20 protein-coding genes and 1 pseudogene are annotated in these 21702 nt (G+C 71.5%); 10 read left to right on the top strand and 11 right to left on the bottom strand.

The window, feature by feature from the left end; all coding sequences use genetic code 11:
* Positions 1–81: 81 nt before the first annotated feature.
* Positions 82–864, bottom strand: coding sequence for an IclR family transcriptional regulator (locus GA0115233_RS01260; protein ID WP_093718141.1), 783 nt, complete (start codon positions 862–864; stop codon positions 82–84).
* Positions 865–964: 100 nt separating this feature from the next.
* Between GA0115233_RS01260 and GA0115233_RS01265 the strand changes: the two genes are divergently transcribed.
* The 3 genes from GA0115233_RS01265 to GA0115233_RS01275 all read left to right on the top strand — a co-directional run bounded on the left by GA0115233_RS01265 (position 965) and on the right by GA0115233_RS01275 (position 4648).
* A complete protein-coding gene (locus tag GA0115233_RS01265) occupies positions 965–1915 on the top strand; it encodes a 5-dehydro-4-deoxyglucarate dehydratase (protein WP_093718142.1) in 951 nt (316 codons plus the stop codon).
* Entirely contained in the window at positions 1912–3201 is a 1290-nt protein-coding gene (locus tag GA0115233_RS01270) for a glucarate dehydratase family protein (protein ID WP_093718143.1), read from the top strand. Before GA0115233_RS01265 ends, GA0115233_RS01270 begins: the two co-directional genes overlap by 4 nt.
* Before the next feature lie 301 nt (positions 3202–3502).
* The gene (locus GA0115233_RS01275) at positions 3503–4648 is read left to right on the top strand and encodes a carbohydrate kinase family protein (protein ID WP_093718144.1); all 1146 of its coding nucleotides are present in this window, start codon (positions 3503–3505) and stop codon (positions 4646–4648) included.
* A 9-nt stretch (positions 4649–4657) separates the two neighbouring features.
* Here GA0115233_RS01275 and era read toward each other — a convergent pair whose 3' ends face one another.
* A complete protein-coding gene (era, locus tag GA0115233_RS01280) occupies positions 4658–5611 on the bottom strand; it encodes a GTPase Era (protein WP_176711596.1) in 954 nt (317 codons plus the stop codon).
* A gap of 127 nt (positions 5612–5738) precedes the next feature.
* On the opposite strand from era, the gene GA0115233_RS01285 reads away from it, so the two are divergent.
* Entirely contained in the window at positions 5739–6077 is a 339-nt protein-coding gene (locus GA0115233_RS01285; RefSeq protein ID WP_093718146.1) for a P-II family nitrogen regulator, read from the top strand.
* Between the two features lie 27 nt (positions 6078–6104).
* Here the strand turns inward: GA0115233_RS01285 and GA0115233_RS01290 are convergent, their stop codons facing one another.
* The 9 genes from GA0115233_RS01290 to GA0115233_RS01330 all read right to left on the bottom strand — a co-directional run bounded on the left by GA0115233_RS01290 (position 6105) and on the right by GA0115233_RS01330 (position 13312).
* A complete protein-coding gene (locus GA0115233_RS01290; protein ID WP_093718147.1) occupies positions 6105–6578 on the bottom strand; it encodes a hypothetical protein in 474 nt (157 codons plus the stop codon).
* Positions 6579–6791: 213 nt separating this feature from the next.
* Positions 6792–7145 (bottom strand): cytidine deaminase, encoded by a 354-nt coding sequence (locus GA0115233_RS01295; RefSeq protein ID WP_093718148.1) that lies wholly within the window; start codon positions 7143–7145, stop codon positions 6792–6794.
* Between the two features lie 23 nt (positions 7146–7168).
* Positions 7169–7528, bottom strand: coding sequence for an MmcQ/YjbR family DNA-binding protein (locus GA0115233_RS01300; protein WP_093718149.1), 360 nt, complete (start codon positions 7526–7528; stop codon positions 7169–7171).
* Complete coding sequence (locus GA0115233_RS01305; protein WP_093718150.1) at positions 7525–8826, bottom strand: hemolysin family protein; 1302 nt, start codon at positions 8824–8826, stop codon at positions 7525–7527. Before GA0115233_RS01305 ends, GA0115233_RS01300 begins: the two co-directional genes overlap by 4 nt.
* Positions 8823–9320: an rRNA maturation RNase YbeY gene (ybeY, locus tag GA0115233_RS01310; protein WP_093718151.1), complete on the bottom strand. Its 498-nt coding sequence runs from the start codon at positions 9318–9320 to the stop codon at positions 8823–8825. The genes GA0115233_RS01305 and ybeY overlap by 4 nt, the downstream gene beginning before the upstream one ends.
* Positions 9321–9332: 12 nt before the next feature.
* Positions 9333–10403, bottom strand: a complete 1071-nt coding sequence (locus GA0115233_RS01315; RefSeq protein ID WP_093718152.1) for a PhoH family protein — start codon at positions 10401–10403, stop codon at positions 9333–9335.
* Between the two features lie 137 nt (positions 10404–10540).
* Positions 10541–11854 carry a GH1 family beta-glucosidase gene (locus tag GA0115233_RS01320; RefSeq protein ID WP_093718153.1) on the bottom strand — a complete coding sequence of 438 codons (1314 nt, stop codon included), beginning with the start codon at positions 11852–11854 and terminating at the stop codon, positions 10541–10543.
* 97 nt (positions 11855–11951) lie between these two features.
* Positions 11952–12218 carry a protealysin inhibitor emfourin gene (locus GA0115233_RS01325; RefSeq protein WP_093718154.1) on the bottom strand — a complete coding sequence of 89 codons (267 nt, stop codon included), beginning with the start codon at positions 12216–12218 and terminating at the stop codon, positions 11952–11954.
* 20 nt (positions 12219–12238) lie between these two features.
* Positions 12239–13312, bottom strand: a complete 1074-nt coding sequence (locus GA0115233_RS01330) for a M4 family metallopeptidase (RefSeq protein WP_093718285.1) — start codon at positions 13310–13312, stop codon at positions 12239–12241.
* Positions 13313–13631: 319 nt separating this feature from the next.
* On the opposite strand from GA0115233_RS01330, the gene leuA reads away from it, so the two are divergent.
* From leuA to GA0115233_RS01365, 6 genes and pseudogenes are all read left to right on the top strand, one after another.
* A complete protein-coding gene (gene leuA / locus GA0115233_RS01340; RefSeq protein WP_093718155.1) occupies positions 13632–15353 on the top strand; it encodes a 2-isopropylmalate synthase in 1722 nt (573 codons plus the stop codon).
* 229 nt (positions 15354–15582) lie between these two features.
* Positions 15583–16278, top strand: a complete 696-nt coding sequence (locus tag GA0115233_RS01345) for a tellurite resistance TerB family protein (RefSeq protein WP_093718156.1) — start codon at positions 15583–15585, stop codon at positions 16276–16278.
* A 165-nt stretch (positions 16279–16443) separates the two neighbouring features.
* Positions 16444–18534 carry an MMPL family transporter gene (locus GA0115233_RS01350; RefSeq protein WP_093718157.1) on the top strand — a complete coding sequence of 697 codons (2091 nt, stop codon included), beginning with the start codon at positions 16444–16446 and terminating at the stop codon, positions 18532–18534.
* A 101-nt stretch (positions 18535–18635) separates the two neighbouring features.
* The gene (locus tag GA0115233_RS01355; RefSeq protein WP_093718158.1) at positions 18636–19802 is read left to right on the top strand and encodes a sensor histidine kinase; all 1167 of its coding nucleotides are present in this window, start codon (positions 18636–18638) and stop codon (positions 19800–19802) included.
* Positions 19799–20462, top strand: a pseudogene (locus GA0115233_RS01360) (response regulator). The gene GA0115233_RS01355 and the pseudogene GA0115233_RS01360 overlap by 4 nt, the downstream one beginning before the upstream one ends.
* Positions 20463–20500: 38 nt before the next feature.
* On the top strand, positions 20501–21691 hold the full coding sequence (locus tag GA0115233_RS01365) for a sialidase family protein (protein WP_093718159.1): 1191 nt from the start codon (positions 20501–20503) through the stop codon (positions 21689–21691).
* Positions 21692–21702 lie beyond the last annotated feature (11 nt).

Genomic DNA, 21702 nt, shown 5'->3' on the forward strand with positions numbered 1-21702 from the left:
GGGACAGGCGCGAAGAAGGGAGTGCGGTGTGATCCGGGGCACATACGGTTTGGGTCGGTCGCAGGCGGGCAGAAGCGGCGCCTACCGCCAGCTCACGGAGCCCCCGCCGGTCGGTACCGCCGACTCGATCTTCGCGCGGATCTCCCGCATCACGGCCACGATCCGCTCCTCGTGCCCGGGGGTCAGCCGGGCCACCGGCACCGAGCAGCTGATGGCGTCCTGCGCAGGGGTGTCGTAGCGCAGGGCGAAGCCGAAGCCGACGATCCCGGTGACGCCCTCCTCACGGTCGATCGAGTAGCCGCGAGCGCGGGTCCCGGCGAGGTCGGCGGCGAGGGCGTCCCGGGTGGTGCGGGTGCGCGGGGTGAGCGCCTCGTACGGGCCCTCGGGCAGCTCCTCGTCCGGACGTTCGGCCAGCAGGGCCTTGCCGAGGGCGCCGACGTGGGCGGGGAGTCTGCGGCCCACCCTGCTGATCGTGCGCAGGTATTCGTGGGACTCGCGGGTCGCGAGGTAGGCCACGTCCCGGCCGTCCAGACGCCCGAGGTGGAGGGTCTCGCCGAGCGCCTCGGACGCCTCGTCGAGGTAGGGGCGCACCAGGCGCACCCGGGGGTCGGAGTCCAGGTAGCCGGTGCCGGTAAGCAGGGCGTGGATGCCGATGCCGTACAGCGAGCCGGTGACGTCGGTGCGCACCCAGCCGCGGGAGATCAGGGTCTGCAGCAGGGCGTACATCGAGCTGCGCGGCACCCCCAGCTCGTCCGCCAGCTCCTGGAGCCGGGCCGGGCGGTCGCCGCGCGCGGCGAGCAGTTCCAGCAGCTCGACCGTGCGCGCGGCCGACTTCACTTCGCGGACGCCTCCTGACTCTGGCATGCGCCGATCGTATTGCGCGCGTGCCGCCCCATTGACGGTCCGTCGTTCGCATACCTAACCTCCATCTACATACATGTACCTCGTCTGCATAGGGAGATGGATGACGGTGGCCCTCGATACCGGTACGGCCGTGGCGCGGCGGCTGCGGGACGGGATGGCGGGCGGGGTGCTGTCGTTCCCGCTGACGAGCTTCCACGACGACGGCTCCCTCGACCCCGAGGGCGTGCGCGCGCATGTCGCCGCGTGCGTGGCGGCCGGGCCCGGGGCGCTCTTCCCGGCCTGCGGCACCGGCGAGTTCTTCTCCCTCGACGAGGACGAGTACCGGACGGTCGTCTCCCTCGCCGTCCGGGAGGCCGGCGGACGGCTGCCCGTCGTCGCGGGCGTCGGCTACGGCTGGGCGCAGGCCCTGCGGTTCGCGCGGATCGCCGAGGAGGCGGGCGCCGACGCCCTGCTCGTCCTGCCGCACTACCTGGTCGCTGCACCGCAGGACGGGCTCGTACGGCAACTGGAGCGGATCGCCGCCGGGACCCGGCTGCCGCTCATCGCCTACCAGCGCGGACAGGTCGCCTTCACCGCCGACTCGTTGCGTCGGATCGCCGCGCTGCCGAACGTCATCGGGCTCAAGGACGGCCACAGCGACCTCGACCGGCTCCAGCGCCTCACCCTCGCCGCCCCGGAGGGCTTCCTGTTCTTCAACGGCGCCGCGACCGCGGAGATCCAGGCCGGTGCCTACGCCGCCGTCGGCGTCCCCGCCTACTCCTCCGCCGTGCACGCCTTCGCGCCGGAGATCGCGACCACGTACTTCACGGCCCTGGGCGCCGGGGACGACAAGACCCGCGAGCGGCTGCTGCGGGAGTTCTACGTCCCGTTCGTCGAACTCCGCGACCGGGCGCCCGGATACGCCGTGTCCCTGGTGAAGGCGGCGGCACGGCTGCGGGGCCGCCGGGTGGGCCCGGTGCGCGCCCCGCTCACCGATCCCGCGCCGGGTGACCTGGCCGACCTGGAGATCCTGCTGGCCACCGGCCTCGACCTCGTGGGAGCCGTGCTGTGAACCTCACGATCACGGACGTCCGTCTGACCCCGATCCTGGTCGCCGACCCGCCCCTGCTCAACACCCAGGGCGTGCACCAGCCCTACACCCCCCGGCTGATCGTGGAGGTGGAGACGGCGGACGGGGTGACGGGAGTGGGGGAGACGTACGGGGACACCAGGTACCTGGAGCTGGCCCGTCCCTTCGCGGAGCGCCTGACCGGCCGTCAAGTGAGTGATCTGAACGGTCTGTTCACGATCGCCGACGACGTGGCCGTGGACGGCTCACAGGTGTCCGGGGCGGTCGACGTCGGCGGACTGCGCGGGGTCCAGACCGCCGACAAGCTGCGGCTGTCCGTGGTCTCCGGGTTTGAGGTGGCCTGCCTGGACGCGCTCGGCAAGGCGCTGGGGCTGCCGGTGCACGCGCTGCTGGGCGGCAAGGTGCGCGACTCGGTGGAGTACAGCGCGTACCTGTTCTACAAGTGGGCCGCCCATCCCGAGGGCGTGGCGGCGGAGGAGGACGACTGGGGCGCGGCCCTGGACCCGGACGGGATCGTCGCGCAGGCGCGGAAGTTCACCGAGCGGTACGGGTTCACCTCGTTCAAGCTCAAGGGCGGGGTGTTCCCGCCCCAGGAGGAGATCGCGGCGGTACGGGCGCTCGCGGCGGCCTTCCCCGGGCATCCGCTGCGGCTGGACCCGAACGGCGCCTGGTCCGTGGAGACCTCACTGGCGGTGGCGAAGGAACTCGGGGACGTCCTGGAGTACTTGGAGGACCCCGCGCTCGGCACCCCGGCCATGGCCCGGGTCGCCGCGGGGACGGACGTGCCGCTGGCGACCAACATGTGCGTGACGACGTTCGCCGAGATCAAGGAGGCGTTCGCACGCGACGCCGTGCAGGTCGTCCTCTCCGACCACCACTACTGGGGCGGACTGCGCAACACCCAGCACCTCGCGGCGGTCTGCCGCACGTTCGGCGTGGGCGTCTCCATGCACTCCAACACCCACCTGGGGATCTCCCTCGCCGCGATGACCCACGTGGCGTCCACCGTGCCGAACCTCCACCACGCCTGCGACTCCCACTACCCGTGGCAGTCGGAGGACGTCCTCACCGAGCGCCTGCGGTTCGAGGGCGGGCGGGTCGCGGTCGGGGACCGGCCCGGGCTGGGGGTGGAACTCGACCGGGACCGGCTCCGGTTCCTGCACCGGCGGTGGCTGGCGGACGAGGGGACCCTGCGCGACCGGGACGACGCGGCGGCGATGCGGGCGGCGGAGCCGGGGTGGAGCGTGCCGCCAGCTCCGCGGTGGTGATGCGGGTGGCGAGTCCGGGGTGGGGTATGCCGCGTGCCGGGATGCCAGATGCTGGGGGCTGGGGTGGAGCGTGCTGAGGGTGGCGAGGTGGTGATGCGGGTGGCGAGTCCGGGGTGGGGTATGCCGGGGGTACCGCGTGCCGGGATGTCGGGATGCCGGGGGTCGGGGTGGCGCTTGCCGAGGGTGCCGCGGTGGTGACGGAAGCGGTCTGACGCGGTGGGTGGTTCCCCCGTGAGCGGCGGCATCCGGCCGGTGCGGTGGTGCACACTGGCCTGATCCGCACCATGTCAGGGAGCGCACCGTGATCGCGTCCGCCGCGTCCGCCGGAAAGGGACCCTCTTCCTCCGCCGCCGGGAGGCCGCAGAGCCAGGCACAGGTCGACCCCCTGGCCGGACTGCGCCGCCCCACGGACCCGCCCTGGGACGTGTACCTCACCGGCACCGTCTTCCTCGACATCATCTTCACCGGGCTCGACTCCGCCCCGGTGCGCGGCACCGAGTCCTGGGCCCGGGGCATGGGGTCCAGCCCCGGCGGCGTCGCCAACATGGCCACCGCGCTGGCCCGCCTCGGCCTGCGCACCGCGCTCGCCGCGGCCTTCGGCGACGACCACTACGGGGAGTACTGCTGGGACGCCCTGGAGCAGGGCGAGGGCATCGACCTGTCCGCCTCGCGCAGCGTGCCCGGCTGGCACTCTCCGGTGACGGTCTCCATGGCGTACGAGGGCGAGCGGACGATGGTCTCCCACGGCCACGAGCCGCCCCCGGAGGAGCCCGCCCCCGAGTGCCCGCCCCGCGCCCGCGCCGCCGTCGCCTCTTTGGAACCCGGCAAACGGGCCCCCTGGATCGCCCAGGCCGCCGCGAAGGGCACCCGGATCTTCGCCGACGTCGGCTGGGACGAGACCGGCGCCTGGGACCTGGCCGGGCTCGCCGACCTCGCACACTGCGAGGCGTTCCTGCCGAACGCCGAGGAGGCCATGCGCTACACCGGCGCCCACTGCCCCCGCGCCGCCGCCCACGCCCTCACCGAGCACGTCCCGCTCGCCGTGGTGACCCTCGGCGCGGAGGGCGCCTACGCCGTGGACGGACGTACCGGTGAGACGGCCTCGGTGCCCGCCATCGCCGTGGAGGCCCTCGACCCCACCGGCGCCGGGGACGTCTTCGTGGCCGGATTCGTCACCGGCACCCTCGCCGACTGGCCGCTCGCCGACCGCCTCGCCTTCGCGGGCCTGACCGCCGCCCTCTCCGTCCAGGAGTTCGGCGGCTCCCTCTCCGCCCCGGGCTGGGCGGAGATCGGCGCCTGGTGGCGGGAGATCCAGTCCCACACCGACCAGGACCCGGCGGCCCTGCGCCGGTACGCCTTCCTCAGCGACCTGGTCCCCACGGAACTGGCCCGGCCCTGGCCGCTGCGCAGGGCGGTACCGACGATCGGCTTCGGGCGGAGCGCGTAGACCCCTGGGTCAGAAGCCCAGGCGCCGCAGCTGCTTCGGGTCGCGCTGCCAGTCCTTGGCCACCTTCACATGCAGGTCCAGGAAGACCGGCGTGCCCAGCAGGGCCTCGATCTGGCGGCGGGACTTGATGCCGACCTCCTTCAGGCGCTTGCCCTTGGGGCCGATGATGATGCCCTTCTGGCTGGGGCGCTCGATGAAAAGGTTGGCGTGGATGTCGAGCAGCGGCTTGTCCGCGGGACGGTCCTCCCGGGGCAGCATCTCCTCCACCACCACCGCGATGGAGTGCGGCAGCTCGTCGCGCACGCCCTCCAGCGCCGCCTCGCGGATCAGCTCGGCGATCATGATCTGCTCGGGCTCGTCGGTGAGGTCGCCCTCGGGGTAGAGCGCCGGGCCCTCCGGGAGCATCGGGACCAGCAGGTCCGCCAGCAGGTCGACCTGCTTGTTCGCGGTCGCCGACACCGGGACGATCTGCGCCCACTCGATGCCCAGCTCCTTGCCGAGCTGGTCGATCGCGATGAGCTGGGCGGCCAGGGCCTTGGAGTCGACCAGGTCGGTCTTGGTCACGATCGCGACCTTCGGGGACTTCTTGATCCCCGCCAGCTCCTTGGCGATGAACCGGTCACCGGGACCGATCTTCTCGTTCGCCGGCAGACAGAAACCGATCACGTCGACCTCGGCCCAGGTCGTCCGGACCACGTCGTTCAGCCGCTCGCCGAGCAGCGTGCGCGGCTTGTGCAGTCCCGGGGTGTCCACCAGGATCAGCTGCGCGTCCGGCCGGTGCACGATGCCGCGCACCGTGTGCCGGGTGGTCTGCGGCTGGTTGGCGGTGATCGCCACCTTCTGCCCGACCAAAGCGTTCGTAAGGGTGGACTTGCCCGCGTTGGGGCGGCCCACGAAGCAGGCGAAACCGGCGCGATGGACGGCCTCGGCCGACTTGTCGGATGACTGGGTGCGAACGCTCATGCCGCCCATTCTCCCTGATCCCCGAAGGCACCGTGGCCCCGGAGGCCGCGAGCGCATACGATCTCGGCGTCCCGGGCCCCGGCGCCCCTGTCGGCGCCCTCCCTCCCGCTGCCCAGAAGGCCGAGGCATGAAGCTCATCACCGCGATCGTCAAGCCGTTCCGCCTCGACGAGGTGAAGTCGGCGCTCCAGGAGATCGGCATCCACGGTCTGACCGTCTCCGAGGCCAGCGGCTACGGCCGTCAGCGCGGCCACACCGAGGTGTACCGGGGCGCCGAGTACCAGATCGACCTGGTGCCGAAGATCCGGATCGAGGTCGTGGTCGAGGACGCGGACGCCGACACCGTGATCGACACGATCGTCAAGGCCGCGCAGACCGGCAAGATCGGCGACGGCAAGGTGTGGGCGCTGCCCGTCGAGACGGTCGTACGGGTGCGGACGGGCGAGCGCGGCCCCGACGCGCTCTGAGGAACCCCGCTCGCCCGCGCACCGGCGTCAGAACACGAACGGGCCCGGTGACTGCGGCGCCGTCGCCGTGCAGGTGATGGTGATGCCGAAGACCGTCATCGTCAGCGAGCCGCCGTAGGCCTCCAGGGTGTCCCCGGCGGCCACCGTGCCGGGCAGCGGGCCCACCTGGACCGGGTCGCCGGCCGCCATCGCCGGGTTCTCGGTGGCGGTGAACACGGTCGTGCCGCCGCCCGCCTTCACCAGGGTCAGCGTGGAGGCGATGGAGTCCTCGCCGAGGGCGAGCGGGGCGGTGATGGCGGACGTGGTGAGGGTGATGGTGGCGGACGTGCCGTCCTGGGTGGCGGTCAGGGTGGCCGCGCCGCCGCCGAAGAAGCCGCAGTTCGCGTTGATCGTGGCCGAGGTGGGGGTGACCGCCGCGGCCGTGGGGGCGAGGGCGAGTCCGGTCAGGGCGAGCGCGCCGGCCGCGAATGCCGCACCGGTGAATAAGCGTGTACCTCTCATGGGGGTTCCGGGTCCCTTCGGATGGTGTGGGGGGACCGACGGCCCGTCCGCGGCAGGTGGGTGCGGGCACACTGCGGGAGGGCCGGATCTGACGGTCCGTCGGAACTTACGGTCCCATTGATGCGCGAGAGACGAACCCCGGCAAGGATGAAATCCGGACTACTCCGCGGATCCGGACTACTCCATGAATCCGGACCGCCCCGCGCATCCGGACTACTCCGCGGGCACCGTGGCTCGTACGGCACCGTCCGGACCCGCGAGCAGCACCGGCGTCCCCGCCCCGCCCAGGTCCCGTACCGCCGCCAGGTCCTCCGCCGACGCGCTCTCCGCCTCGCTCACCACAGCCGCCGCCTCCAGCGACTTCGCCCCGGACGCCACCGCCATCGCCACCGCCGTGCGCAGCGCGCTCAGCTTCAGCGAGTCCAGGTCCACGGTCCCGGCGACATACGTACGGCCCGTCTCGTCCCGTACCGCCGCGCCCTCGGGCACGCCGTTGCGGGCCCGCGCGGAGCGGGCCAGGGTGACGATCTTGCGGTCCTCGGGGTCAAGCGCACTGGTCTCGGTCATGCCCCGAGCATACGAAGTGCCGGTCAGGGCCGGTCCAGGCGGAGCCGCTCGGCGCGCGGCAGTCCGGCCACGACGAGGTCGTAGGAGTCCTCGATCAGCTCCCGGACCAGACGGTCGGGCAGGCCCCCGTCGAGGGTGACCGTGTTCCAGTGCCGCTTGTTCATGTGGTACCCGGGGATGATCAGATCCGGGTGCTCGGAGCGCAGCCGGACGGCGTCCTCCGGGTCGCACTTGAGGTTGACCTTCAGCGGGCGGGCCTCGATCCAGCTCAGTGCGAACATCTTGCCGCGCACCTTGAACACCGAGATCTCCGGGGAGAACGGGAAGTCCTCCTCGGCCGCGTTGAACGACAGACAGAAGTCGCGCAGCTCCTTCGGGGTCACGCGCTCTCCGGTTCCTCCTCCTTGGCGGCGCCCACCGGCTCCACCAGCACCGTCACGATCTTGTTCCGGCGGCCCGCGGAGGCCTCCGCGGTCAGCCGCAGCTCCCGCTCGTCGGGCAGCGGTACGACCGCCGAGGCACCGGCGATGGGGACCCGGCCGAGCGCCTTGGCGAGGAGTCCGCCGACGGTCTCCACGTCCTCGTCGTCGTACTCGTCGAGTCCGTACAGCTCACCGAGGTCGGTGATGTCCAGGCGGGCGGTGACCCGGAAGCGGTCCTCGCCCAGCTCCTCCACCGGCGGCAGCTCACGGTCGTACTCGTCGGTGATCTCGCCGACGATCTCCTCCAGGATGTCCTCGATGGTGACGATCCCGGCGGTGCCGCCGTACTCGTCGATCACGACGGCGACGTGGTTGCGGTCCTGCTGCATCTCGCGCAGCAGATCACCGGCGTTCTTCGTGTCCGGCACGAACGCGGCCGGGCGCATGGCACTGGAGACCAGCTCGTTCTCGGCGTCCCGGCTGATGTGCGTCTTGCGGGCCAGGTCCTTCAGATACACGATCCCGACGATGTCGTCCTCGCTCTCCCCGGTGACCGGGATGCGCGAGAAACCGGACCTCAGCGCCAGGGTGAGGGCCTGGCGGATGGTCTTGTACCGCTCGATGACGATCAGGTCGGTGCGCGGCACCATCACCTCGCGCACCAGGGTGTCGCCCAGCTCGAAGACGGAGTGCACCATGCGGCGCTCCTCGTCCTCGATCAGCGACTCCTGCTCGGCGAGGTCCACCAGCGCGCGCAGCTCCGCCTCGGAGGCGAAGGGGCCGCGGCGGAAGCCCTTGCCCGGGGTGAGGGCGTTGCCGATGAGGATCAGCAGCGAGGGGATCGGGCCCATGATCCTGGCCAGCGGCAGCAGCACGTACGCCGCCGCGGTGGCCGTGTTCAGCGGGTGCTGGCGGCCGATGGTGCGCGGGGAGACCCCGACGGCGACGTAGGAGACCAGCACCATCACGCCGATCGCGGCGAGCAGGGCCTGCGTGGTGCCGTCGATCTCGTTGAGGCAGGCGTAGGTGACCAGCGCGGCGGCCGCCATCTCGCAGGCCACGCGCACCAGCAGCGCCACGTTCAGATAGCGGGTGGGGTCGGCGGCGACCTGCAGCAGACGGGCGCTGCCGCGCCGGCCCGACCGTACGGCCTCCTCGGCACGGAAGGTGGAGACGCGGGCCAGGCCCGCCTCCGCGCAGGCGGCGAGCCAGGCCACGACGACCAGCGCGATCGCGCCGAGGACGAGTTGCGGACTCATGAGACGGTCGGAGCCGGGGAGGGGCCGGTCAGGCCCTTCTCCGCGCGCCAGCCGTCCACGATGGCCGCCTGGAGGCCGAACATCTCGGCCTTCTCGTCGGGCTCCTCGTGGTCGTAGCCGAGCAGGTGCAGCACGCCGTGGACGGTGAGCAGCTGGAGCTCCTCGTCCATGGAGTGCTTCGTCGGCGCCTCCTCGCCCTGCTTCTTGGCGACCTCGGGGCAGAGCACGATGTCACCGAGCAGGCCCTGCGGCGGCTCGTCGTCGTCCTTGGACGGCGGGCGCAGCTCGTCCATCGGAAAGGACATGACATCCGTGGGGCCGGGCAGGTCCATCCACTGGATGTGCAGCTGCTCCATGGCGTCGGCGTCCACGACGATCACCGAGAGCTCGGAGAGCGGGTGGATGCGCATCCGCGCGAGCGCGTAGCGGGCGATGTCGAGGATCGCCTGTTCGTCGACCTCGGTGCCGGATTCGTTGTTGACGTCGATCGACATGGTCGTGCTGGTCTACTTCCCCTTGGAGCCCCGGGCTCCCGAGGAGCGGCCCTTGTGCGTGCCGTTCTCGGTGCCGTGCTTGCTGTCGTACTTCTCGTACGCGTCGACGATACGGCCGACCAGCTTGTGCCGGACGACATCGTGCGACGACAGCCGGGCGAAGTGGACGTCGTCGACCCCCTCCAGGATGTCCTGCACCTGCCGCAGACCGGACTTGGTGCCGCTCGGCAGGTCGACCTGGGTCACGTCACCGGTAATGACGATCTTCGAGTCGAACCCGAGCCGGGTGAGGAACATCTTCATCTGCTCGGGGCTGGTGTTCTGCGCCTCGTCCAGGATGATAAAAGCATCATTAAGGGTGCGACCGCGCATATAAGCCAGCGGTGCGACCTCGATCGTCCCGGCCGCCATCAACCGCGGAATCGAGTCCGGGTCCAGCATGTCGTGCAACGCGTCGTACAGGGGGCGCAGATACGGGTCGATCTTCTCGTAGAGCGTGCCGGGCAGGAAGCCGAGCCGCTCGCCGGCCTCCACCGCGGGGCGGGTCAGGATGATGCGGTTGACCTGCTTGGACTGCAGGGCCTGCACCGCCTTGGCCATGGCCAGGTAGGTCTTGCCGGTACCCGCGGGGCCGATGCCGAAGACGATCGTGTGCTTGTCGATCGCGTCGACGTACCGCTTCTGGTTGAGGGTCTTCGGGCGGATCGTGCGTCCGCGCGAGGAGAGGATGTTCTGGGTGAGCACCTCGGCCGGGGTCTCGGGCGTCCCCTCGCCGTTCTCGCTCGCCCGGAGCATGGCGATCGAGCGTTCCACTGCGTCCTCCGTCATCGGCTGCCCGGTGCGGAGCACCAGCATCATCTCGTCGAACAGGCGCTGGACGAGCGCCACTTCCACGGCCTTGCCGACCGCGCTGATCTCATTGCCCCGGACATGGATGTCGACCGCCGGGAAGGCCTTCTCGATCACACGCAGAAGGGAGTCGCCGGACCCCAGCACGGTCACCATGGGGTGCTGGGCGGGGACGGTGAACTGTGCTCTCGCCTGCCCCTGCGCGGGTGTGCGATCTGTGGGTGTCTGAGTCATGGGCCGGCTCTGTGGCCTTGCTCGTCCTCCTCGAAACGGTCCGTCCGCCCCCTGGGCGACCTGGCGCTTCCAGAGTACGCCGGGGGGCTGACAACCTCGTAGGACTTTTCCCGGGGGCACCGACCGTGCCCGGGCCGTCACTCCTGGGCCCGCAGCAGCTCCCGGTACCAGTGGTAGGACGCCTTCGGGGTGCGCTTCTGGGTGGGGTAGTCGACGTGGATCAGGCCGAAGCGGCGGGCGTAGCCCTCGGCCCACTCGAAGTTGTCCAGCAGCGACCAGACGAAGTAGCCGCGGACGTCCACCCCGGCCGCCACCGCGCGGTGCAGGGCCCGGATGTGGCCGTCCAGGAAGGCGATGCGCTGCCGGTCGTCCACTCCCTCGTACGAGCAGCCGTTCTCCGTGATCATCACCGGGGGGAGCCGGTCGCCGTAGCGGTCACGGAAGCCGGTGAGCAGTTCCGTCAGCGCCTCCGGCACCACCGGCCAGCCGAAGTCGGTCAGCGGGACGTCCGTGATCTCCCGTACGGAGAAGGGGAGGTCCGCCGGCATGGAGACGCCGCCGAATTCGATCTCGGCGCCCTGCGGTGCGCCGACCTTGGTCGGGGCGTAGTAGTTGACGCCGTACCAGTCGAGTGGCTCGGCGATCACCTTCAGGTCCGCCTCCACGTCGTCGCCCGGCATCAACTCGCCGAGCCCCGCCGGGTACGCGCCGAGCAGGACCGGGTCGGCGAACAGGCGGTTGAGCAGAACGTCGTAGAAGTCCGCCGCCTCCACGTCCGCCTGCTCGCGCGAGGCCGGCCAGGTCGGGCCGTGGGAGTTGGCGATGCCGATGTCCGTGACCCCGGCCGCGCGCAGCGCCCGTACCGCGAGGCCGTGCGCGAGCAGTTGGTGGTGGGCGACCGGCAGCGCGTCGAAGAGGAGCCGCTTGCCGGGGGCGTGGACGCCGAGGGCGTGGCCCAGCAGGGTGTGCTCGGCGGGCTCGTTGAGGGTGATCCACTTGTGCACCCGGTCCCCGAGGCGTTCGGCGACGCCGGAGACGTGGTCGGCGAACCGGGACGCGGTGTCCCGCTGAAGCCAGTCCAGGCCGGCCGGCAGGTCCCAGTGGAAGAGGGTCACCACCGGGCGGACGCCCGCCGCGCACAGCTCGTCCACCAGGCGGTCGTAGAAGTCCAGACCGCCGGGGGAGTTGACCCGCGGCCACGAGACCGAGAACCGGTACGCGCCCACCCCGAGGTCCGCCAGCAGGGCCACGTCCTCGCGGTAACGGTGGTAGTGGTCGCAGGCCACCGCCGCCGTCGAGCCGTCCTTCACCCGCCCCGGCCGGTCCGTGAACTCGTCCCACACCGACCGCTCGCGCAGCTCGGCCGCGCCCTCGATCTGATGGGCGGAGGTGGACACGCCCCACAGGAAACCGTCCGGGAACCGGGGCATCGGATGCTCTTGAGTCGCCATGCGCCGGATCATCCTTACCGGCGGTAAGGGAAGTCAACGGCCCGGCGTGAACACGCGGTTGCGCGACCCGGTCACGCGACCGGGTTACGCGATCCGGTTACGCGCCCTCCTTGAGCACCCTGCTGATCAGCTTGCGCTGCTCCGGGGTCAGTCGCGGGTCGGAGCAGTACACCGTCTTCCCGTCCACCGTGATCCGGTAGCTGAATCCGTCGGGCACCCCGACCGGCGGCGTGCCCCGTCCCGCGGCGAGCGCCTTCTGGGCCAGGGCATGCCACTCGGACGCGTCGGGCCGCCCCGAGGTGTCCACCTCGGCCTGCCGCTCGATGCCCGCGAATCCGCCCGTGCGCCTCACCTGAATACGCATGGCTTCTGTCTAGTACGGATTCACAGGGTGCGCACCCCGACCTGTTCCCAGGCCTTCTGCACCGCCTGGAACTCGTCACTGCCGTCGCCGTAGCGGGACTTCGCGGCGGAGACGGTGAGCGTGGCGAAGTCGGTGAACAGGGCCTGCGACTTCAACTCCCCGCCGATGAGCACGTCGTACCAGATCCGTCCGGCGCGCTCCCAGGCGTGGCCGCCGAGGGCGGTGGCCGCGAGGTAGAAGGCGTGGTTGGGGATGCCGGAGTTGATGTGCACGCCGCCGTTGTCGCGGCCGGTGCGCACGTAGTCGTCCATCGTCGCGGGCTGCGGGTCCTTGCCGAGGACGTCGTCGTCGTACGCCGTGCCCGGCTCCTTCATCGAGCGCAGCGCCTTGCCGGTGACCCGCGGCGCGAGCAGCCCGGCGCCGATCAGCCAGTCGGCCTCGGCGGCGGTCTGGCCGAGCGTGTACTGCTTGATGAGCGAGCCGAAGACGTCCGACATGGACTCGTTGAGCGCGCCGGGCTGGCCGAAGTAGGTGAGGTTGGCGGTGTACTGCGTGACGCCGTGGGCGAGTTCGTGGCCGATGACGTCGATGGGGATGGTGAAGTCGAGGAAGATCTCGCCGTCCCCGTCGCCGAACACCATCTGCTCGCCGTTCCAGAAGGCGTTGTTGTACTCCTCCTCGTAGTGGACGGTGGCGTCCAGCGGCAGTCCGTTGCCGTCGATGGAGTTGCGCTCGAACGCCTTCAGGAACAGCTCGAAGGTGGCGCCGAGGCCCGCGTAGGCGCGGTTGACGGTGGCGTCCTTGCCGGGCTCGTCGCCCTCCCCGCGGACCTTGGTGCCGGGCAGCTCGGTGCCGTGCCGGGCGTCGTAGACGGTGCGCTGCGGCTTGTCCGGCTCGGCGTCCGGAGCCAGGGCGACGGCGGGTGCTCCGATCACGGTGGTCAGCCGGCGCTGGGTGCGCTCGAAGGCGTCGCGCTGGAGGGTGCGGCGGGCGGGACGGGCGAGCGCGGGGTCCTCGGCCTGGGCCAGCTTGTCGAGGACATGCGGCGGTACGACAGTGCAGAAGACGGGCTCATGGCCCCCGTGGTTCGTCATGCCCGGCACCATTGCACTGCGTTATGCCGCTGTCACTACCCGCAACCATGATTGGTGAAATGTGCCGACAGCGGACCGTCTTCGCGGGTGCGGGGTGGTATAGCGCACTTTTTGTCCCGTTCGTCCGTGCGGTCCCGCATACTGATACGCACCGTCGCATCGCGGGCGGCTCGGCTAGCATGCTGCGCATCATGCTTTTCGGGCTGCTTCTTCTTAGCTGCCGCGGCGAGGGCCTGTAGTCCAGGTCGACTCCCTCCCCGCGGTGCTTGGTGTTGCGTCGTCGGCCGTCCGTCCGGACACCCTGAGGAGCCCCGCAATCATGGCGAACCGCCAGCAGCCCAGTTCCATGCCGATCCACAAGTACGGCCGCTACGAGCAGGTCGACATCCCCGACCGCACCTGGCCGAACAACCGGATCACCGTCGCCCCCCGCTGGCTCTCCACCGACCTGCGCGACGGCAACCAGGCCCTGATCGACCCCATGTCGCCCGAGCGCAAGCGCCGGATGTTCGACCAACTGGTCAAGATGGGCTACAAGGAGATCGAGGTCGGCTTCCCCGCCTCGGGCCAGACGGACTTCGACTTCGTACGGTCGATCATCGAAGAGCCCGGCGCCATCCCCGACGACGTCACCATCTCCGTACTGACCCAGGCCCGCGAGGACCTGATCGAGCGCACGGTGGAGTCCCTGAAGGGCGCCAAGCGGGCCACCGTCCACCTGTACAACGCCACCGCCCCGGTCTTCCGCCGGGTGGTCTTCCGCGGCTCCAAGGACGACATCAAGCAGATCGCCGTCGACGGCACCCGCCTGGTGATGGAGTACGCCGAGAAGCTGCTGGGCGACGAGACCGAGTTCGGCTACCAGTACAGCCCCGAGATCTTCACCGACACCGAGCTGGACTTCGCGCTGGAGGTCTGCGAGGCGGTGATGGACGTCTACCAGCCCGGACCGGGCCGCGAGATCATCCTGAACCTGCCCGCCACCGTCGAGCGCTCCACGCCCTCCACGCACGCCGACCGCTTCGAGTGGATGGGCCGCAACCTGTCCCGCCGCGAGTACGTCTGCCTGTCGGTCCACCCGCACAACGACCGCGGCACCGCCGTCGCCGCCGCCGAGCTGGCGCTGATGGCCGGCGCCGACCGCGTCGAGGGCTGTCTGTTCGGCCAGGGCGAGCGCACCGGCAACGTCGACCTGGTCACCCTGGGCATGAACCTGTTCTCGCAGGGCGTCGACCCGCAGATCGACTTCTCCGACATCGACGAGATCCGTCGCGTGTGGGAGTACTGCAACCAGATGGAGGTCCACCCGCGCCACCCGTACGTGGGCGACCTGGTCTACACGTCCTTCTCCGGCTCCCACCAGGACGCCATCAAGAAGGGCTTCGACGCCATGGAGGCCGACGCCAAGGCCAAGGGCGTCACCGTCGACGACATCGAGTGGGCGGTGCCGTACCTGCCGATCGACCCGAAGGACGTCGGCCGCTCCTACGAGGCGGTCATCCGGGTCAACTCGCAGTCCGGCAAGGGCGGTATCGCCTACGTCCTGAAGAACGACCACAAGCTGGACCTGCCGCGCCGGATGCAGATCGAGTTCTCGAAGATCATCCAGGCCAAGACGGACGCCGAGGGCGGCGAGGTCACCGGCTCCGACATCTGGTCGGTCTTCCAGGACGAGTACCTGCCCAATCCGGACAACCCGTGGGGCCGCATCCAGGTCCGCAACGGCCAGTCGACCACCGACACCGACGGCGTGGACACGCTGAAGGTGGAGGCCACCGTCGACGGCACCGACACCGTGCTGACCGGTACCGGCAACGGTCCGATCTCGGCCTTCTTCGACGCCCTGCAGTCCATCGGCATCGACGTACGCCTGCTGGACTACCAGGAGCACACGATGAGCGAGGGCGCCTCCGCGCAGGCCGCCTCCTACATCGAGTGCGCGATCGACGGCAAGGTCCTGTGGGGCATCGGCATCGACGCCAACACCACGCGTGCCTCGCTGAAGGCGGTCGTCTCCGCGGTGAACCGGGCCGCGCGGTAACCGGGAGACGCCTGGGGTTCCTCCGGGGGCCGTGCGCCGGTCGCGCCCGTGTCGCGGCCCGGCGCACGGCCCCCGCGCCGTTCACGCCGGTTCCCGTACCCGACATATACCGGCCAATCTCACCCCAGGTCACGGAAAGGTCTCGTCCAAGGTGCTGACTCGGGCCGTGGGATGTGGCTAACATCACGGGGCGCGGCGACGTTGCCGCGAGGTTTCGCGGAGGTGCGACGTGCTGCCAGGACGGGGACGAAACGGCCGTGCCACGTGGCCTGCCCGCATCCTGGGCACCCGTACGGCCTGGACGCCGGTCGGGGACGGTGAGTTCTTCTGCCCCGGCTGCGGCGGGGACCGCAACTACCAGCGGCTGACCGGACGCCGCCGCTTCACCCTGCTCGGCGTCCCGGTGCTGCCGCGCGGCGAGACCGGACCCGTGGTCGAGTGCGCGGCCTGCCGCCGCCACTTCGGCACCGATGTGCTGGACCACCCCACCACCACCCGCTTCTCCGCGATGCTGCGCGACGCCGTGCACACCGTCGCCCTCGCGGTCCTCGCCGCGGGCGGCTGCTGTGCCCGTACGTCCCTGGAGACCGCCGCCGCGACGGTCCGCGCGGCCGGGTTCGACGACTGCACCGAGGAACAGCTCGACGCCCTCGTGGAGGCCCTCGCCGCCGACACCGGCCGGGTCCTGGGCGAACCCTGCGGCGCGGGTCTGGCCATAGAGCTCCACGAGGCCCTGGACCCCCTCGCCCCGCACCTGGCCCCCGCCGGCCGCGAGTCGATCCTCCTCCAGGGCGCCCGCATCGCCCTCGCCGACGGCCCCTACACCCCGGCCGAACGCGAGGTCCTCGCCACGGTGGGCGCGGCCCTGACCATCTGCGGCGACGACGTGACCCGACTGCTGGCGGCGGCGCGCACGCCGTCGTAGTCCCGTCCGCAGTCACGCGGGCGCGTACTCCCCGGGGAGTAATACCCCCGCCGTGCCACCCCCGGTAGTAACCCCCAACTCGCCCTGCCGCCCGACGATTACGCCCCCTCCCCCCGGAAGTCTGGAACCCGAACCGGACGACACGTAACGGAGGGAGGCCCGCTCATGGGGGCCGCTGGGACTTCTGATCGGGGGCGGCGGCGGGCCGTGCCCTGGGTGGTGCTCGGGCTGTGGGTGGTCGTGCTGGCGATCGCCTCGCCGTTCGCCTCCAAACTCGCCGATGTGCAGCGCGACCGGGCGGTGGACTACCTGCCCGCAAGTGCCGACTCCACCCAGGTCGCCAAGATCCAGGACCGGTTGCCCGGGGGTGAGACCACGCAGATGATCGTGGTCTACCACCGGGACGGCGGGCTGACCGAGGCCGACCGGGCCACCGCCGCCGGGCAGATCGACGAGATCGCCGGGGCGCACCGGCTGGCCGCGGAGCCCGAAGGGGTGCCCTCGGAGGACGGCACTACTTTGATGTACCCGGTGGCCAGCAACGAGCCGGGTACCGACGAGGACGCCCGCGACGCGCTCGTCAACGCCGTGCGGGACGTCGCCGAGGGCGGGGACGGGCTGAGCGTCGAGGTCGGGGGCGAGGGGGCGCTGGCCACGGACGCCTCCGAGGTGTACGAGTCGCTCGACGGGCCGTTGCTGTACACGACCGTGGCCGTGGTGGCGCTGCTGCTCATCGTCATCTACCGCAGTCCGTTCCTGTGGCTGGTGCCGCTCGTCGTGGCCGGGGTCGCCAACTACCTCTCCATGGGCGTCGCCTACGGGCTCCACGAGTGGTTCGGCACGTCGATCTCCGGCCAGGGCTCCGGGATCATGACGATCCTGGTCTTCGGCGCCGGAACCGACTACGCGCTGCTGCTGGTCTCCCGTTACCGCGAGGAACTGCGCCGCACCGAGCGCCCGTACGAGGCCATGGTCGCCGCGCTCAAGGGCTGCGGTCCGGCTGTGCTCGCCTCCTCCGGGACCGTGGCCGCCGGGCTGCTGTGCCTGCTCGCCGCCGACCTCAACTCCAGCCGGGGCATGGGCCCGCTGGGCACCGTCGGTGTGCTGTGCGCGCTGGCCGCGATGCTGACGCTGCTGCCGGCCGTGCTCGTCCTGCTCGGGCGGCGCGTGTTCTGGCCGCTGATCCCGCGCCACGGCTCGGTCCCGAAGGCCCGCCGGTCGCTGTTCTCCGCGATGGGCAGCTCCGCCGGACGCCGTCCCGTGGCCGTGCTGGTCGGCGGTGGTGTACTGCTCGGCGCGCTGGCGCTCGGCTCCTTCAACCTGCCCGGCAGCCTCAAGCAGGAGGACTCCTTCACCAGCAAGCCCGACGCCATCGCCGCGATGGAGACCCTCGCCGCCGCCTACCCCGAGCGCAGCACCCAGCCCATCACGGTCATCACCCCGGCCGGCCGCGCCGCGGCCACCCTCGCCGAGATCCGCGACACCCGCGGCGTGGACAGCGCCGAGACCGGGCGCACCGGCGACGGCTGGACCGAGATCTCCGTGCTGGCCGTCGCACCGCCGCAGAGCGCGGGGGAGACGGACACCATCAAGGACCTGCGGGACCGGCTCGACGGGTCCTACGTCGGCGGGCCGAGCGCCGAGCAGCTGGATCTGAAGGACACCAACGCCCGCGACCGGACGATCGTCGTGCCGATCGTGCTGGTGTCGGTGCTGCTCATCCTGATCGCCCTGCTCCGCTCGGTGGTCGCCCCGCTGATCCTGGTCTCCGCCGTGGTCGCCGTGTGGGGCGCCGCCCTCGGCATCGGCGGGCTCGTCTTCGGGCCGCTGTTCGGCTTCGAGGGCACCGACCCCGGGCTGGGACTGCTCTCCTTCGTCTTCCTGGTCGCCCTCGGCGTCGACTACGGCATCTTCCTGATGCACCGGATGCGCGAGGAGTCCCTGCGCGGCGCCGAACCGGACATCGCCGCCCTCACCGCGCTGCGCACCACCGGTGGGGTGATCGCCTCCGCGGGCCTGGTGCTGGCCGCCACCTTCGCGGTGCTGACCAACATGCCGATGGTCCAGCTCGTCGAACTCGGCTTCGTCATCGCGGTCGGGGTGCTCCTGGACACCTTCCTGGTCCGCACCTACCTGGTGACCAGCGCGAGTGTCGCCCTGGGCCGCAAGGTGTGGTGGCCGGGCGCCCTGTCCAAGGATCCGGACGACGCCGTACCGCCGGCGGAACCGGAACGGGTCCCCGCGGCCACCCACTGACCGATCGGCGCCCCTCCCTCCCGGAGGGGCGCCTTCCAGCGGAGGATGACCCCGTGCAGCCCACCAGCCCCGCGGCCCGCCCCCGGACAGGGGAGCGGATCATGGCCGCCATCAACCGCGATCCGACCACCGCCCCGCACGGCACCCGCAACGACGCCCTGCTCGCGGTGGCGGCCCTCGTCCTCGCCGTGTTCCTCGCCACGACCACCGACGCCGGCCGCCGGCCTGACGCGGTCGGCTGGGCCCTCCTCGTCGGCGCCCATGTGCCGCTGCTGTGGCGGCGGCGCCGACCGCTTCTGGTGTTCGTGGCGGTGGTGGCGCTCGTCCTGCCGTACCACGGCCTCGACAACAACCACACCGCGCCCGTCCCCGCCTCGTTCATCGCGCTCTACACGGTCACCGTCACCCAGCGCGCCCTGCGCACGATCCTGGTGGCCGGCAGCGGACTCCTCCTGTCGTTGACCGCCATGCTCACCATCAACGGCGGCAAGGAGGCCGCCGAACTGCTGCGCATCTACGGCTGGGTCTTCGCCGTCATCTTCGTCGGCATCGACGTCCGCTTCTACCGCCAGTACATCGCCGCCGTCTTCGAACGCGCCGAGCGCGCCGAACGCACCCGCGAGGAGGAGGCCCGCCGCCGGGTCGCCGAGGAACGCCTGCGCATCGCCCGCGACCTGCACGACCTCCTCGCCCACAGCATCACCCTGATCGGCGTGCAGACCTCCGTCGCCGCCCACGTCCTGAACGCCGACCCCGAGCGGCTGGACCGGGCGACGGTCGCCAAGGCCCTCGACGACATCGCCGAGACCTGCCGCACCGCGCGCGGTGAACTGCGCACCACGCTGGAGGTGCTGCGCGAGCCCGGACCGGACGCGCGCGGCCCGCTGCCCGGCCTGGACGGCCTGCCCGACCTGGTGGAGGCGGCCCGGCTCGCGGGCGCCAAGGTGGAGCAGACGGTACGGGTCGGGCAGGCGCCCCCGGCCGTCGGCGCCGCCGCCTACCGCATCGTGCAGGAGGCGCTCACCAACGCCGTACGGCACGCGGGACCCGAACCGGCAGTCCGCATCGACCTGCACGAACGCGACGGCGCCCTGCATCTCGCGGTCACCGACGACGGCGCCGGGCCCACCCCAGGCAAAGCACCCGGGTTCGGCCTGGTCGGAATGCGCGAGCGGGCGCGCAGCGTGGGCGGCACACTCGACGCCGGGCCGCGTGAACCGGGCGGCTTCCACGTCACCGCCGTACTGCCGCTGGGAGGAGCCACGTGACCGTCCGCGTCCTGCTCGCCGACGACCAGACCCTGGTCCGGGCCGCCTTCGCCATGCTCGTCGAGTCCGCACCGGACATGGAGGTCGTCGGACAGGCCGGAACCGGCCGCGAGGCCGTGGAGCTGGCCCGCGCCGAACGCGCCGACCTGGTGGTGATGGACATCCGCATGCCCGACCTCGACGGCATCGAGGCCACCCGGCTCATCGCCGCCGACGAGGACCTGGCAGGGGTACGGGTCCTGGTGCTCACCACCTATGACACCGACGAGCACATCGTGGAGGCACTGCGCGCCGGGGCCTCCGGGGTTCCTGGTGAAGGACACCCGCCCGGCCGACCTCCTCGACGCGATCCGCACGGTCGCCGCCGGGGAGGCGCTGCTGTCGCCGGGGCCCACCGCACGGCTGATCGCGCGATTTCTGCGCAGCCCCTCGGCGCCCTCGGTGGGCGGTCCTGAGGGCCTCTCCGAACGGGAGCGCGAAGTGCTCGCCCTGGTCGCCCGCGGGCTCAACAACACCGAGATCGCCGAGGCGTTGGGGCTCAGCCCGCTCACCGCGAAGACCCACGTCAGCCGGATCATGGGCAAGCTGGGGGCACGGGACCGGGCGCAGCTGGTGATCGTCGCCTACGAGTCGGGGCTGGTGACTCCGGGAACCCTGTGACGGACAGTCAGCCACTGACACTCCGTCAAGGGAGCTCGATGACCCTGCTCAGCCGCACTCTCCTGGTCGGCGCGGTCCTGCTCACCCCGCTGGTCCCGGCCGGTCCCGCCGTCGCGGACACCGAGTGCACCACCTCCGTCCCCTACGTCTCCGGCCAGGGCGGCTACGCCTCCTACCGCATCCCGGCGACCGTCGTCACGCCCGTCGGCACGCTGCTGGCCTTCGCCGAGGGCCGCCGGGACGGCGCGGCCGACAGCGGGAACATCGACGTCGTGCTGCGCCGCTCGACCGACGGCGGCTGCACCTGGGGCATGCAGACCGTGGTGGCTTCGGGGGACGGCGACACGCGGGGCAATCCGGCGCCGGTGGTGGACCCGCTGACCGGCACGGTCGTGCTGGTCACCTCGTACAACGGCGGCACGGTGACCGAGGGGCGGATCATGCGGGGCGAGGTGACGGCCGGGCAGAGCCGTCGGGTGTTCGTCCAGCGGAGCCGGGACGACGGGGAGAGCTTCGGCCCGCCCGAGGAGATCACCGAGCAGGTCAAGCGGCCCGACTGGCGCTGGTACGCCACCGGCCCCGGGCACGCCGTGGCCCTCCGCCACGGCCCGCACGCCGGGCGCCTGGTGATCCCCGCGAACCACTCGGTGGCCCCGCCGCCCGGCTCCGCCGACTCCGGCCAGGAGCCCAAGTACTACGGCGGCCACGCGATCTACAGCGACGACGGCGGCACCACCTGGCACATCGGTTTCGTGGCCGGCGACTACGACGGACGGCTCAACGCCAACGAGACCACGGCCGCCGAACTGCCCGACGGCCGCCTCTACTTCAACTCCCGCGACCAGCACGGCAGCAGCCTCGGCAACCGCCTCGACGCCCGGTCCGACGACGGCGCCGCGTCGCTGGCCCGGCCCTACGCCGTCCAGCCCGCGCTCGACGAGGTGCCGGTGGTGCAGGGCAGCGTCCTGCAACTCGCCGGGGACGGGGCGCCGCTGCTGTTCTCCGGCCCGTCCGTGCCCACGGCCCGGCAGTCCATGGCGGTGTGGCGCAGCACCGACGGCGGGGCGGGCTTCACCAAGGTGCTCACGCTCTCCGAGCGCCGGGCCGCCTACTCCGACCTGGTGCAGATCGACGCGGACACGGTCGGTGTGCTGTTCGAGACGGGGCTGAAGGGGCCGTACGAGTCGATCGAGTTCCGCAGGCTGCCGGTGGCGGAGCTGCTTCCTTAGAGTGGCGGGGC

It is taken from the genome of Streptomyces sp. DI166, from assembly GCF_900091315.1.
GTDB classification, from domain to species: domain Bacteria; phylum Actinomycetota; class Actinomycetes; order Streptomycetales; family Streptomycetaceae; genus Streptomyces; species Streptomyces fuscus.